General features: G+C 72.3%; 12 protein-coding genes. 11 read left to right on the top strand and 1 reads right to left on the bottom strand.

Annotated elements, in window-relative coordinates; genetic code table 11:
- The first annotated feature begins 2 nt into the window (after positions 1–2).
- Positions 3–794 (top strand): amidohydrolase family protein, encoded by a 792-nt coding sequence (locus ACIBVP_RS05460; protein ID WP_396104726.1) that lies wholly within the window; start codon positions 3–5, stop codon positions 792–794.
- On the opposite strand, the gene ACIBVP_RS05465 is transcribed toward ACIBVP_RS05460, so the two are convergent.
- Positions 744–1,685, bottom strand: coding sequence for a LysR substrate-binding domain-containing protein (locus tag ACIBVP_RS05465; RefSeq protein WP_396104727.1), 942 nt, complete (start codon positions 1,683–1,685; stop codon positions 744–746). The two genes, ACIBVP_RS05460 and ACIBVP_RS05465, sit on opposite strands and share 51 nt — an antisense overlap.
- Before the next feature lie 129 nt (positions 1,686–1,814).
- Here ACIBVP_RS05465 and ACIBVP_RS05470 point away from each other — a divergent pair, with 129 nt between their 5' ends.
- Genes ACIBVP_RS05470 through ahcY form a run of 10 tightly spaced genes read left to right on the top strand, consistent with a single transcriptional unit; the run spans position 1,815 to position 14,011 of the window.
- Positions 1,815–4,088 (top strand): CaiB/BaiF CoA transferase family protein, encoded by a 2,274-nt coding sequence (locus tag ACIBVP_RS05470; protein ID WP_396104728.1) that lies wholly within the window; start codon positions 1,815–1,817, stop codon positions 4,086–4,088.
- On the top strand, positions 4,085–5,311 hold the full coding sequence (locus tag ACIBVP_RS05475; RefSeq protein WP_396104729.1) for an amidohydrolase family protein: 1,227 nt from the start codon (positions 4,085–4,087) through the stop codon (positions 5,309–5,311). Before ACIBVP_RS05470 ends, ACIBVP_RS05475 begins: the two co-directional genes overlap by 4 nt.
- Positions 5,308–6,285: a peptidyl-alpha-hydroxyglycine alpha-amidating lyase family protein gene (locus ACIBVP_RS05480; protein ID WP_396104730.1), complete on the top strand. Its 978-nt coding sequence runs from the start codon at positions 5,308–5,310 to the stop codon at positions 6,283–6,285. The genes ACIBVP_RS05475 and ACIBVP_RS05480 overlap by 4 nt, the downstream gene beginning before the upstream one ends.
- Positions 6,285–7,484, top strand: coding sequence for an epoxyalkane--coenzyme M transferase (locus tag ACIBVP_RS05485; RefSeq protein WP_396104731.1), 1,200 nt, complete (start codon positions 6,285–6,287; stop codon positions 7,482–7,484). The genes ACIBVP_RS05480 and ACIBVP_RS05485 overlap by 1 nt, the downstream gene beginning before the upstream one ends.
- Positions 7,481–7,957 carry a methylenetetrahydrofolate reductase C-terminal domain-containing protein gene (locus tag ACIBVP_RS05490; RefSeq protein WP_396104732.1) on the top strand — a complete coding sequence of 159 codons (477 nt, stop codon included), beginning with the start codon at positions 7,481–7,483 and terminating at the stop codon, positions 7,955–7,957. The genes ACIBVP_RS05485 and ACIBVP_RS05490 overlap by 4 nt, the downstream gene beginning before the upstream one ends.
- Positions 7,954–8,892 carry a methylenetetrahydrofolate reductase gene (locus tag ACIBVP_RS05495; RefSeq protein WP_396104733.1) on the top strand — a complete coding sequence of 313 codons (939 nt, stop codon included), beginning with the start codon at positions 7,954–7,956 and terminating at the stop codon, positions 8,890–8,892. The genes ACIBVP_RS05490 and ACIBVP_RS05495 overlap by 4 nt, the downstream gene beginning before the upstream one ends.
- Positions 8,882–10,312 (top strand): hypothetical protein, encoded by a 1,431-nt coding sequence (locus ACIBVP_RS05500; RefSeq protein WP_396104734.1) that lies wholly within the window; start codon positions 8,882–8,884, stop codon positions 10,310–10,312. The genes ACIBVP_RS05495 and ACIBVP_RS05500 overlap by 11 nt, the downstream gene beginning before the upstream one ends.
- Positions 10,312–11,352 carry a hypothetical protein gene (locus ACIBVP_RS05505; RefSeq protein WP_396104735.1) on the top strand — a complete coding sequence of 347 codons (1,041 nt, stop codon included), beginning with the start codon at positions 10,312–10,314 and terminating at the stop codon, positions 11,350–11,352. Before ACIBVP_RS05500 ends, ACIBVP_RS05505 begins: the two co-directional genes overlap by 1 nt.
- Entirely contained in the window at positions 11,349–12,575 is a 1,227-nt protein-coding gene (gene metK / locus ACIBVP_RS05510) for a methionine adenosyltransferase (protein ID WP_396104736.1), read from the top strand. The genes ACIBVP_RS05505 and metK overlap by 4 nt, the downstream gene beginning before the upstream one ends.
- Positions 12,572–14,011 (top strand): adenosylhomocysteinase, encoded by a 1,440-nt coding sequence (gene ahcY / locus ACIBVP_RS05515; protein ID WP_396104737.1) that lies wholly within the window; start codon positions 12,572–12,574, stop codon positions 14,009–14,011. Before metK ends, ahcY begins: the two co-directional genes overlap by 4 nt.

Genomic DNA, 14,011 nt, shown 5'->3' on the forward strand with positions numbered 1-14,011 from the left:
CGGTGCTGGTCGACACGCACGTGCACCTGTTCACCCGCGCGCTGCCGCTGGCGTCGACCGCGTGGACGGCGCCGGACGTGGAGCTGGCGGTCGAGGCGTTCGAGGAGCTCATGACCCGGCACGGCGTGACCCACGGCGTGGTCTCGGCGATGAGCCTGCTCGACGACCGGAACGCCTACACGATCGCCGCCCTGCGCGGGAATCCCCGGCTGCGGGGCACGGTCGACGTCGGCCCCGGCACCGACCGGCGCGAACTGGCCGCGCTGCGCGACGACGGCGTGGTCGGCGTCCGCTTCCAGTGGCGCAGGCGAACAGCGCTGCCCGACCTCACCGACGACGACCACGCCCGCCTGCTCCGCGACGTGGCGGACCTCGGCTGGCACGTCGAACTCAACGTCGAACGCGACCGCATGCCACCCGTGCTCGCGCAGCTCGCCCGGTCCGGTGTGGACGTCGTGGTCGACCACTACGGCGATCCCTGCCCCCGCGACGGTTACGCGACCCCCGGCGGGGAGGCGCTGCTGCGGGCCCTCGACACCGGGCGCTTCCGGGTGAAGCTCTCAGCCGGGTACCGCTTCCCGGTCACCCCGGAGGAGCTGGCGGGTTTCGCCGTGACACTGCTCGCGCACGCGGGCCCGCGACGGGTGTTCTGGGGCAGCGACGCCCCGTTCGTCGGCGCGAAACGCCCGGCCGACTACGCGGGGGAGCTGGCGGTGCTGGACCGGGTCGTGCCCGATCCGGTGCTACGTCACGGGATCTCGGCCGCGGCGCACGCCTTCTACTTCGGTCGCTGATCTCGCCTCACCGAGCAGCCACGCCCGGAACGCGGTGAACGCGCGCGTACGCGGACGGTCCGTCGGGCGGGCGAGGCAGAACCGCATCAGCGGGCCCACGCCCTGCGCGAACGGCATGACGAGGTGCGCCGCGGCGAGGTCGGCCGCCACGAACGTGAGCGGTGCGAGCGCGACGCCCTGGCCCGCGGCGGCCGCCCGGCAGGTCAGGCTCGAGTCGCCGAAGCTCGGGCCGTGCCGCGCGTCGACGCCGTGCAGGCCCGCGGCCGCGAACCACCGGTCCCACAGTTCGGGCGACGCCACCGACCGCAGGAACCCGTGCGCGGGCAGGTGGGCGACGTCGGCGGGGACCTCGAGCCCGTACCGCTGCCGGTAGGCGGGACTGCACACGAGCACGACCTCGTCGGAGACCAGCACGTCCGTCTCGAACCCCGGCGACGTCTGCCTGCCCGCGGGCAGGATCTCCGCGTCGACGTCACCCTGGCCGAAGTCGTCGGGACGGCTGGAGGTCATCAGCTCCAGCTCCACCCACGGCTGGCTCTGGTGGAAACCGGACAGCCGGGGGATGAGCCAGTTGGTGGCGAACAGGGTGTAGGCGCGGATGTGGAGCGCATGCTCGCTCGCGGACCGGCCGGTGAGCTCGTCCGTGGCCGCGCCGAGCGCCGCCAGGTGCCGCGTCACGGCGTCCAGGTACCGCGCGCCGTCGGGGGTGAGCCGCAGGCCGCGGCCCTCGTGCGCGAACAACGGCACGCCGAGCCACGACTCGAGCACACGGACCTGCCTGCTGACCGCACCCGGGGTGACGACCAGTTCCTCGGCCGCCGCCCGGATGCTGCCGAGCCGCCCGGCCACCTCGAAGGTGCGCAACGCGTTGAGCGGTGGGAGCCGGGGCACGTGGCGAGTGTCCGTGACCGTTGAGCTGAGGTCAACAGTTGCGTGCTTTTCCGTCGCCCCAGCGGCTCCCGCGGCGACCTACGCTCGACTCACGGCCGATCAGCGGCCACTGTGGACAGAGGAGGCACCGTGGCCGGACCGCTCCAAGGCATCCGGGTCGTCGACTTCGGTCACCACGTGGCGGGGCCGCTGCTGGCGGTCATGCTCGCCGACCAGGGCGCCGACGTGGTCCACGTCGACGCGCCGGGCAACCGGGACGCCGACCGGACGGCCGACGCCTTCTTCAACCGCGGCAAGCGGCGCATCTCCCTCGATCTCACCGACCCCGGCGACCGCGAGGTCGCGCACCGTCTCGCGGCGCGAGCCGACGTGCTCGTCGAGAACTTCCGGCCCGGGGTGATGACGCGCCTCGGCCTGGGCTGGGAACAGCTGCGGAAGGCCGTGCCCGGGCTGGTCTACGTGTCGCTGCCCGGGTTCGCCCCGGACGACCCGCGCGCGGGCGTGCGTGCCTGGGAGGGCGTCGTGGACGCGGCGACGGGCAACTGCCGCCTGCGCGCGGGTGAGGCTCCCGACGGGTGGGACGGCTCCGTGCCGACCTACAGCGCGGTCCCGGTCGCCTCCAACTTCGCCGCGTTCCTCGGCGCCGTGGGTGTCGTGGCCGCGCTGGTCGAACGGCACCGGTCCGGGTCGGGCCAGCACGTCTCGGTGCCGCTGTTCGACGCGATGTTCGAGGCGATCGGCGACGCGGGCGCCTACGTCACCGCGTGGGGTATGGCGCCGCCGCGCCCCATCAGGAGCAACGGCAGCGGCACCTACCTGTGCGCGGACGGCGGCCACGTGCAGTTCAACCCGATCGGCGCGACCCGCCGCTTCGTGGCCTGGTTCCTGCGGGCCGCGGACCGGCCGGAGTGGATCGACGAGACCGACGACGACCTGCTCCGCAAGCGCCTCACCGCGCTGTTCGCCACCCGCACTGCCCAGGAGTGGGAGGACCTCGGTCACGCGGCGGGCGTGCCGCTGGCCAGGGTCCGCACGCCGGAGGAGTGGCTGGAGTCGGCGCACGCCCGCGCGTCGGGCGCCGTCACGCGGCTCGACGACCCGCGGCTGGGGCCGACGCTCATGCCGGGTGCGGTGCTGCACGTCGGCGACGGTCAGGACCCGGTCGGTCCGCGTCATCTGCCGGACGAGGACCGCGACGGCATCCTGCGTGAGCTGGCGGCACCAGCCCCCGACCGTCCGGCACCGACCGGCGAACCGCGCCGCCGCCCGCTGGAAGGGCTGCGCGTGGTGGACCTGACGCAGATCCTGGCGGGCCCGACGGCCGGGCGGATCCTCGCCGAACTGGGCGCGGACGTCGTCAAGGTCAACGCTCCGGGCCGCACGATCTTCGCGCACGGTGTCGTCAACCGGGGCAAGCGGACGGTCCTGCTCGACGTGCGCGACCAGCCGGGCCAGGACGTGTTCTGGTCCCTCGTCGACGACGCGGACGTCGTGCTGCAGAACTTCCCGCCCGGCACGGCTGAGCGCTACGGTATCGGCCACGAGCGGGTCAACGCGCGCAAACCGGACGTCGTCCACGTCGCCGTCAGCTGCTACGGCGGCATCGGGCCGTGGGCGCCGGGCCGCGGGTACGAGACGCAGGGCCAGGCGGTCACCGGCCTGATGGCCCGCGCGGGTGGCCCCGGCAGGCAACCGGCGGTGCTCGGCCCCTACAACCTGCTCGACTACGGCACCGGCGTGCTCGCCGCGTTCGGGGCCGTGGTCGGGATCTACCACCGCCTGGTCACCGGCGAGGGACTGCGGCTGCGCACGTCACTGGCGCAGGCGAGCACCTACCACCAGGCGGCGTTCCTGCTCAAGCACGCCCGCGGCGCGCCAGGCCGCGAACCGGCCGGGCCGGGGGCGCGCGGACACACGCCGCTGCAACGGTTCTACCGGGCGAGCGACCGCTGGTTCTTCCTCGGCGCGACCCTCGCGGACCTGTACCGCCTCACGGAGGTGGCGGGGTTCACGGTGCCGCGGGGGCGTTCGCTGGACGTACTCCAGCCGAGGTTCGACGCCGCCTTCGCGACCCGCACGGCGCGTGAGTGGGTGGACGTGTTGCGCGCCATGGGGATCGGCGCGCACGAGGTGGTCGACCTCGCCGAGCTGATGACGGATCCGCTGGTGCGGGAACGAGGACTGAGCGTCACACAGGTTTCGGCGGAAGTGGGTGAGGTGACCATGCCAGGCATCGCGTTGTCCATGTCCGCGACGGGTCCGCGGATCGGCGCGCCCGTCGCGCCGGCGGGCACGGACGCCGTCGAGGTGCTCGACCGGATCGGGCTCGGCGCCGCCGTCCCCGACCTCGAAGCGCGGGGCGCGCTCCAGACGGCGGGCCTGCCCCACGGGTGGCGGCGATGACGACTCCCGAGACGGGCTTCGACCTCCTCATCCGCGGACACGTCCTCGACCCCGGGTCCGGTCTGGACGGACGGATGGACATCGGGATCACGGGCGGGCGGATCGCCGCCATCGCGCCGGAACTCGACGCCACCGGCACGGTCCTCGACGTGCGCGGCACGGGCCGCTACGTGGTCCCCGGCCTGATCGACATCCACACCCACGTGGCGCACGGCGCGACGACCGCCGGGGTGGGCATGGGCTGCTGCGACCCCGACGTGGTGGGGATCGGCTCGGGCGTGACCACGCTCGTCGACGCCGGGTCGGTCGGCGTGGCGAACGTCGGGGTCTTCCCGGCGCACGTCCTGCCGAAGGCACGCACCAGGGTCGTCGTCTTCGTGAACGCCGGACGGTACGCGCACACCATGCCGGGCCCGGCCGACTTCGCCTCCCTCGACGACCTCGACGCGCCGGCCGTCGCGAAGTGCGTCGAGCACAACCCGGGCCTCGTCGGCGGTGTGAAGCTGCGGCTGGTCGGCGAACTCGTCAACGAACGCGGCGAGGACCTCGTCCGCCGGTCGAAGGCGATCGCCCGCGAGCACGGCGTGCCGCTCATGGTCCACATCGGCGACATGAAGGCGGCGCAGCGCCCCCGGGTGGACCGGATGGGCGAGGTGACCCGTTACCTGCTCGACGCGCTGGAGCCCGGGGACGTCCTCACACACCTGTGCACCCCGAACCCCGGCGGCGTGATGGACGACCTCGACGCCTCCCTCAAGCTGCTCGCCGAGGCCAGGGCCCGCGGAGTCGTGCTCGACCCCGCGATCGGCATGGGCAACTTCGGCTACGCCGTGGCCCGCGAGCAGGCCGAGCGCGGCCTGGTGCCGGACACGATCAGCAGCGACGTCACCGCGATGGGCCAGTCGTTCCACAGCCTCGTGGAGTGCATGGCCAAGTTCATGGCGGTCGGCTACCCGTTCGCCGACGTCGTGGCCATGACGACCGGACACGCCGCCGCGGCCGTCGGCAGGCAGGACGACCTCGGCGCCATCGCGGTCGGGCGGGAAGCCGACCTGACCGTGCTCGACCTGGTGCGCGGCGACTTCACGTTCACCGACACCACCAAGGCCACCTTCCGCGGCGAGCACGGCATCGTCCCCGTGCACACGGTGCGTGCGGGGGAACTCGTGCCGCCGGTCTGGGGCACCCACCCGTGGGGCTGGCTGCCGGCGGTGGCCCGATGAACTACGAGGCGCTGCCGGACTGGGAGCGGCTGCCGCCGGAACACCACCACAGCGACGTGGCGGGCGTTGACGTCGACGCCGACGACCGCGTGTACCTGTTGACGCGCAACGAGAACCGCGTGTTCGTCTACGACCGCGACGGCACGTTCCTGACGACGTGGGGGGACGGCGTCTTCACCACGCCGCACGGCCTGACCGTCGCCCCCGACGGCACTGTCTACTGCGTCGACTGCGGCGACCACACCGTGCGCCGGTTCAGCCAGGACGGCACGCTGCTGCAGACCATCGGCACCCCCGGCGTGCCGACCGACACCGGCTACCGCAGGGGTGGGAAACCCGTGGTGCACAACGTCGAAACGGTCGCGCGACCCGCTGGTCCGTTCAACGGGTGCACGAACCTCACCGTGGCCCCGACCGGTGACCTCTACGTCGCCGACGGGTACGGGAACTGCCGCGTGCACCGCTTCACCGCGGACGGCGAGCTGATCACGTCGTGGGGCGGGATCGGGGTCGGTCCCGGCGAGTTCCACCTGCCGCACGGCATCCGCGCGACACCGGGCGGCCGGATCCTCGTCTGCGACCGCGAGAACGACCGCATCCAGGTCTTCGACCTCGACGGCACCTATATGACGTCCTGGACGGACGTCCAGCGGCCGACGGACCTCGCCGTCGACGGGGACGGCCTGGTGTACGTGTCGGAGCTGTGGCGACCCCTCGGCACCGCGTCGTTCACCCGCGGCACCACCGCGGTCGACCTGCCCGGCCGCGTCACCGTCTTCGACCCGGCCGGGAACGTGGTCGCCAGGTGGGGCGCGCCGGGGGACTTCATCGCCCCGCACGCCATCGCGGTCGACTCGGCGGGCGACGTCTACGTGGGCGAGGTCACCGGCACCTTCGGCGTCGCGGCGGGCCGGGTCCCGGCGAGCCTCGGCGACCACCAACTGCAGAAGTTCGTACGAGCGAAGGCGGAATGATGCGACGGAACGTTGGACACATCAGGACCTCCCACGGCGGAAACCTGCCACTGCCCGCCGACCTCGACGCGCTGCTGGCCACCACCGACCGGGACCAGACCGCCGTCGAGACCCGTCTCGTCTCGGCGGTGCGGGACGTCGTCGGCACCCAGGTCGACTGCGGCATCGACGTCGTCAACGACGGCGAGTACGTGAAGGCGGGCGCCGCGGGCGCCTACACCGGGTACGTCAACGCCCGCGTCACCGGCTGGGAGGTCCGCGACGGCGACGCCGCGCCGCCGCCCAAGCGTGGCGGCCCCGGCGAACGCGACCGCGCCCTCTTCCCCGGCACCTACGAGTCCGGCCTCTGGCTTTCGGGTTCCGGCGGAGCCATCCGCCCCGGCTTCGCCACCCCAGGCCGCACACCGCGCCGCCGCGGCACCCGCGTGTGCGTCGAACCGGTGCGCTACACCGGATACGACGCGGTCACGGCGGACGTCACCGCACTCCAGAAGGCACTGCCGGGCGGGGACACGGAGGGCTTCATCGCCGCGCTCGGCCCGCTCAGCCTCGGCGCGGGCGCGGTCAACGAGTACTACGCCAGCGAAGAGGAGTACCTGTTCGCGGTCGCCGAGGTGATGCGTGAGGAGTACCGCGCCATCACCGACGCCGGACTGATCGTGCAGCTCGACGAACCCGAGTTCCTCACCACGTGGACGTTCTACCCCGACTGGGACGTGCCCCGGTACCGCAAGTACCTGGAGATGGCCGTCGAGGTGATCAACCACTCCCTCGACGGCGTCCCGCTCGAACAGGTCCGGTTCCACAGCTGTTTCGGCAGCGGGCACCGGCCGCACGTCACCGACATCGAGCTGCGGCACGTCGTCGACCTGATCCCGCGCATCAACGCGCAGACCTACGCGATCGAGTCCGGCAACGTCCGCCACGCGCACGAGTGGCGGGTGTGGGAGGACGTCACGCTTCCCGAGGGACGCAACGTCATGCCGGGTGTGGTCAGCCACGCCACCGACCTCGTCGAGCACCCGGAGCTGGTCGCGGAGCGGCTGGTCAACTTCGCGAGCGTGCTCGGCAGGGAGAACGTGCAGGCGGGCACCGACTGCGGGATCGGTTCCCGCGTCGGGCACGAGGAGATCGCCTGGGCGAAGCTGCGCGCGCTCGGTGCGGGCGCGGCGATCGCGAGCAAGACGTTGTGGCCGTGAGCACCTGGCCGACGCCGTTCCGGCCGCGGATCCCGGCGCGGTGGTCCTACCGGCTGCACGCCGTGCTGGCCACGAACCGCGCCTACCGGTGGCTTGCCGCGCGGCTGGAGCGCAGCCCGCGTGCCTACCGCGTGTTCACCGCCACCGAGCGCGTGTCCAAGGAGAAGCTGTTCGGCTGCCGGATGTGCGGCCAGTGCGCGTTGCCGACCACCGGTTACGCGTGCCCGATGACCTGCCCCAAGCAGCTGCGCAACGGGCCGTGCGGGGGCGTGTCGCCCGAGGGCCGGTGCGAGGTGCACCCGGCGGTCCGCTGCGTGTGGGTGCTCGCCCATGACCGCGCGGTGGCCGCCGGTCACGGCACCGACCTCGACCTGCTGCAGCGACCGGTGGACCACCGCGAGCAGGGCCGCAGCTCGTGGGTCAACTACTGGCAGGGCCGCGACGACACGATGGTCATCGAGGTGCGGCCGTGACCGCGGGACTGCGGGACGCGCTCGACGCGGGCCGGTTCGCGGTCACCGCGGAGCTGGGCCCGCCGCGTGGCGCCGACCCGGACGCCCTGGCCCGCAAGACGGAACTGCTGCGCGGCTGGGTCGACGCGGTCAACGTGACGGACAACCAGGGCGCCCGGGTGCGGATGTCGAGCCTCGGCGCGGCGGTCCTCGTGCAGCGGTCCGGTCTCGCGCCGGTGATGCAGCTGACCTGCCGTGACCGCAACCGGATGGCGCTGCAGTCCGACCTGCTGGCCGCGGGTGCGCTGGGCATCCCGCACGTGCTGCTGCTGACCGGCGACCACCCGAAGCTCGGCGACCACCCGGAGGCGAAACCCGTGTTCGACCTCGACGGCGTGCAGCTGACGTGGCTGGCCCGCACGCTGCGGGACGGCACGCTGATGTCCGGTGACCCGCTCACGGTCGCACCGCGGTGGCTGATCGGGACGGTCGAGAACCCGTTCGCGCCGCCGCTGGCGCACCGTGCCGACCGGCTCGCGAAGAAGGTGGCGGCGGGCGCGGAGTTCGTGCAGACGCAGTACGTGTTCGACGTGCCGGTGTTCGCACGATGGCTGGCCCGGTTGCGCGATCTCGGCGTCACGGAACGCTGCGCGGTCCTGCCGGGCGTCGGGCCGATCCGGTCCTCGCGGATGCTCGAGTTCCTGCGCACCGCCGTCCCCGGCGTGCACGTCCCGTCCGAAGTGGACGCACGGTTTCGGGGTGTGCCCGCCGACCGGGTGGGGGAGACGGGCCTGCGGCTGTGCGCGGAGACGATCCGGGAACTCGCCGAACTTCCCGGCGTCGCGGGGGTCCACGTGATGGCGTTCGGGTTCGAGCACGGCGTGCCCGAGATCCTCGACCGTGCCGGGATCGCGCCGCACGTCACGACTCTGGAGGGCAGTGCCGATGCTCGTTGAGTTCCGTCCGCACGCGCGGCTGCGCGGGAAGCAGCCCGCCGACCTGGGCGCGTCCGTGCTCCCGGTGGTCGCGGCGGTCAGCGCCAGCGACACCGACCTCGGGAAGGTGCGGGTCGTGTGCGACTGGGTGCAGTACCGCAACAACTTCCGCGATGTCGTGCAGCTGCGGCCCATCCTGAACGGTGACCTGGAGATCGCGGTGGACGTGCGCCGGGCCGCCGACGCGCCCGTCGGCGAGCTGACCTCCGCACTGCTCCGCCAGTCGCCGGACCGGGTCTACCTCGAGGACTGGCGGCCCGGCCGCGACAGCTGCGTCTGGCGGTTCAACGCCCTCTACTGGTCCGCGCTGGACCTGTGGGAGAAGGCCACCGGCCGCGGCTACGAACAGGCGCTGCCCGGCGGGGAGAGCGACGCCCGCAACCGGGCCGCCGCCGCGGAACTGATCGGTGAGCTGTTCGCCGTCTGGGACCGCCTCGCCGCGAGCGCCGCGCTGCCCGACGAGCTGTACGTCATCGAACTCGGTGTCGGCAACGGCGGCCAGGCCAAGGTGTTCCTCGACGAGTTCCGCGACCTCGACCGGCATCGCGGCACCGCCTACTACAGCCGCCTGCGCTACCTCATGTGCGACTACTCGGCGCACGTGCTCGACCTGGCCAGGGAGACGGTCGCTGAGCACACCGAGCGCGTCAGCTCGTTCGTGCTCGACGCCACCCGGCCCCGCACCTCGCTGGGTTTCCTGCGGTACAAGGCGTTCCTGGTCTACATCTCCAACGTCTACGACAACCTGCCGACCGACGAGGTGGCGCAGCTGGGCGGGCGCACCTACTGCGTGCACAACCGCGCCTGTCTGCCGGGGGAGGAGGCGGCCGAACTGGCCGAGTCGGTCTCGGCGACCGTCGACGAGCTGCCCGCTCTGGTGCACAAGCTGCTGCGACTGGGCCCCGTGCTGCTCGCCGAGGCGTGCCCCGACCACTTCGCGGACACCGACGCCGCGGTGCGCTTCTGGCAGGACACCTGGGCGGCCCTGCGCCTGGCGGAACGCTACGTGCCGCTCGCCGGACTCGACACCTACCCGCTCACCGACACCCTCACCGGGGAGGCGCTGCGCCCGCTGCTCGAGTCCGGCGCGGACGTGCGCATGCACGTGAGCAACGGGGCCGTCGCGAGCTTCGTCGACACCCTGGGCCTGCTGCACCCGTTCGGGAAGCTGGTGTGCCACGACATCTTCGTCGACGACATCCAGGGCTACCGCACGACGTTCCGCGGGCCCGGCAAGTACGACGGGTCGGTCGTCAACTGGGTCAACGGCCCCCTGCTCGCCCATGTCGGGCGCAAGCGCGGGTTCGACGTGGACTACGCGCCGTTCCGCCACCGCGCGGGCGGGCACGTGGTGACCATGACGGCACAGGTGCGGGACTGATGAGCCTGCCTCTGCTGCCGACGACCGTGGTGGGTTCGTTCCCCGTGCCGGAGTGGATGGAACGGCTCAAGACCGACTACTCCCGTGGCCGGGTGAGCGGCGCGCAACTGGCCGACGTGCACGACATGGCGATCAAGGCCGCGCTGCGGGACCAGGAACTGGCGGGCATCGACATCGTGTCCGACGGCGAACTGCGCAGGGACAACGACGTCGACTACTTCCTCGCGCGCCTGCCCGGCATCGAGGTCCGGCGCGCCACGAAGGACTTCTACTTCGACTACCACGACCTCGCGGTGACCGCGCCCCTGCCGCCCGCCACCGGCGACGAGCTGGCCTGGCTCGCGGACGACTTCGCGTTCACCGCCGCGCAGACGACCGCGCCGATCAAGTTCTCGTTCACCGGTCCGTACTCGCTGGCGCGCAGGCTGCGCAACCAGGCGTACGCCGACCAGCGCGCGCTGGTGCTCGACCTCGCCCACCGCCTCAACGGCGCCGCACACGCCCTCGCGGCCCGCGGCGCGACGCTGCTGCAGATCGACGAGCCGTTCCTCGCCGGCTACCCCGGCGACGTGACGGTGGCGGTCGAGGGCGTCAACGCCGTCACCGCGGGTGTGGACGTCAGCTGGGCGCTGCACGTCTGCTACGGCAACCGCTACGCGCGGCCGTCGTGGGAGGGCCACTACGACTTCCTGTTCCCGGCCGTGCTCGACGCGCGGGTCGACCAGCTCGTGCTGGAGTTCGCCCGCAAGGGCTACGAGGACCTGCCGGTGATCGAGAAGTTCGGGTGGGACCGCACGGTCGGGCTCGGCGTCCTCGACGTGAAGAGCCAGGAGGTCGAGACGGCCGAGACGGTCGCGAAGCGCATTCGCGCGGCGCTCGACCTCGTGCCCGCCGAACAGCTGGTGATCAACCCGGACTGCGGGCTGCGGAACCTGTCCGGTGCCGTGGCCCGCGCCAAGCTCGCCGCGATGGTCGAGGGCACGGCGCAGGTCCGCCGCACCCTTCGCCCGTTGCCAGAACCGATCGTCCAAGGAGCGTGACCGTGCACGATTTCCTCTTCACGTCCGAGTCGGTGACCGAGGGACACCCGGACAAGGTCGCCGACGCGATCTCCGACGCGATCTCCGACGCCGTGCTCGACGCGGCACTGGCCGACGACCCGTACGCGCGAGTTGCCTGCGAAACCCTGGTCACCACCGGCATGGTGGTGCTGGCGGGGGAGATCACCACCCCGCGACAGCTGGACTACACCGGCATCGTCCGGGACACGATCACCCGGATCGGGTACGACAGCGACTGCGGTTTCGACGGTCGCCACTGCGCCGTCCTCACGGCGCTGGACAAGCAGTCACCCGACATCGCGCAGGGCGTCGACCAGGCCTTCGAGCGGCGGGACGGCTCCGGTGACGAGCTCGACCGGGCCGGCGCCGGGGACCAGGGCATGATGTTCGGCTACGCCACGAACGAGACACCCGAGCTGATGCCGACGCCGATCGCGCTGGCGCACCGGCTGTCCCGCCGACTCGCGACCGTGCGCAAGGACGGCACGTTGCCCTACCTACGGCCCGACGGCAAGACCCAGGTGTCGGTCCGGTACGCGGGTGGCCTTCCCGTCGCGGTCGAGCAGGTGCTGGTCTCGACCCAGCACGCCGAGGACGTGGGCGTCGAGCAGATCCGCGACGACCTGTGGCGCCACGTCGTCACCGCCGAGCTGCCGCCCGACCTGTACGACCCGGCCCTGCTGCGGTCACGGCTGCTGGTCAACCCGACCGGCCGGTTCGTGATCGGCGGCCCGGTCGGCGACGCCGGCCTGACCGGACGCAAGATCATCGTGGACACCTACGGCGGGTTCGCGCGGCACGGCGGCGGCGCGTTCTCCGGCAAGGATCCGTCCAAAGTGGACCGGTCGGCGGCGTACGCGGCCCGGTACGTGGCGAAGAACCTGGTCGCCGCCGGGCTCGCGGACCGTGCCGAGGTGCAGGTGGCGTACGCGATCGGCGTGGCGCGGCCGGTGTCCGTGCTGGTCGACACGTTCGGCACCGAGCGGGTCGGCCGCGGGCTGCTCGACGAACTCGTCGCCGAGCACTTCGACCTGCGCCCCGCCGCCTTCCGGTCCTACCTGGACCTGCACCGCCCCATCTACTCGCCGACCTCCGCCTACGGCCACTTCGGCCGGACCGACGTCGACCTGCCGTGGGAACGCACCGACCGCGCCGACGCGCTGCGTGCCGCCGCGAACCTGACCGTGAAGGAGCCCGCATGATCCACGACACGCGCAACGGCATCGAGTTCGCCGTCGCGGACCTCGGGCTCGCCGAGTTCGGGCGCACCGAGATCCGGCTCGCCGAGCACGAGATGCCCGGGTTGACGGCGCTGCGCCGCGAGTACGCCGACGCCCGCCCGCTGGCCGGTGCGCGGATCGCGGGGTCGCTGCACATGACCGTGCAGACCGCCGTGCTGATCGAGACGCTGACCGCGCTCGGCGCCGACGTGCGGTGGGTGTCGTGCAACATCTTCTCCACCCAGGACCACGCCGCGGCGGCCGTCGTCGTCGGTCCACACGGGACGCCGGAGGAGCCCCGAGGCGTGCCGGTCTTCGCGTGGAAGGGCGAAACGCTCGACGAGTACTGGTGGTGCACCGAGCGGCTGTTCGACTTCGACGGCCGCGGCCCGAACATGATCCTCGACGACGGCGGCGACGCCACCCTGCTCGTCCACAAGGGAACCGAGTTCGAAGCGGCGGGCGCCGTGCCCGCCGCGACCGAGGACGACCCGGAGGAGCACCGGATCATCCTCGACACGCTGCGCCGCACACTGGGCAGGTGGACGGCCGTCGCGGCCGGGATCCGCGGTGTCACCGAGGAAACCACGACCGGTGTGCACCGCCTCTACCAGCTCGCCGCACAGGGTCGCCTGCTGTTCCCGGCGATCAACGTCAACGACTCGGTCACCAAGAGCAAGTTCGACAACCGCTACGGCATCCGCCACTCGCTCGTCGACGGACTCAACCGGGGGACCGACGTGCTGATCGGCGGCAAGGTGGCCGTCGTGTGCGGTTACGGCGACGTCGGCAAGGGCGCCGCGGACGCGCTCGCCGGGCAGGGCGCGCGGGTGATCGTCACCGAGGTCGACCCGATCTGCGCACTGCAGGCGCTCCTCGAAGGCCACCAGGTCGCGCGGCTCGACGACGTGGTGGAACGGGCCGACATCGTCATCACCACCACCGGCGACAAGGACATCGTCACCGTCGACCACATGCGGCGGATGAAGCACCAGGCGATCGTCGGCAACGTCGGCCACTTCGACAACGAGATCGACATGGCGGGGCTCGCCCGTGAGCCGGGGATCCGCCGGACCACGATCAAACCCCAGGTCGACGAGTGGGTGTTCGGCGACGGGCACGCCGTTCTCGTGCTGTCCGAGGGCAGGCTGATGAACCTCGGCAACGCCACCGGCCACCCGTCGTTCGTCATGTCGAACTCCTTCGCCAACCAGGTCATCGCGCAGGTCGAGCTGTTCACCAGGCACGACACCTACGCCCGCGAGGTCCACCGGCTGCCGAAGGTGCTCGACGAGAAGGTCGCGCGGATCCACGTGGCGGCCCTGGGCGGTGAGCTGACCCGGCTCACCAAGGAGCAGGCCGAGTACATCGGCGTCGACGTGGCCGGTCCGTTCAAGCCAGAGCACTACCGGTACTAG

It is taken from the genome of Actinophytocola sp. NPDC049390 (genome assembly GCF_044466355.1).
Taxonomy (GTDB): domain Bacteria; phylum Actinomycetota; class Actinomycetes; order Mycobacteriales; family Pseudonocardiaceae; genus Actinophytocola.

Excerpts from the sequence above, each read along its gene's own strand:
- ACIBVP_RS05475 (WP_396104729.1), top strand. The coding sequence starts at position 4,085 with ATGACGACTCCCGAGACGGGCTTCGACCTCCTCATCCGCGGACACGTC.
- ACIBVP_RS05480 (WP_396104730.1), top strand. The coding sequence starts at position 5,308 with ATGAACTACGAGGCGCTGCCGGACTGGGAGCGGCTGCCGCCGGAACAC.
- ACIBVP_RS05485 (WP_396104731.1), top strand. The coding sequence starts at position 6,285 with ATGCGACGGAACGTTGGACACATCAGGACCTCCCACGGCGGAAACCTG.
- ACIBVP_RS05500 (WP_396104734.1), top strand. The coding sequence starts at position 8,882 with ATGCTCGTTGAGTTCCGTCCGCACGCGCGGCTGCGCGGGAAGCAGCCC.
- ACIBVP_RS05505 (WP_396104735.1), top strand. The coding sequence starts at position 10,312 with ATGAGCCTGCCTCTGCTGCCGACGACCGTGGTGGGTTCGTTCCCCGTG.
- ahcY (WP_396104737.1), top strand. The coding sequence starts at position 12,572 with ATGATCCACGACACGCGCAACGGCATCGAGTTCGCCGTCGCGGACCTC.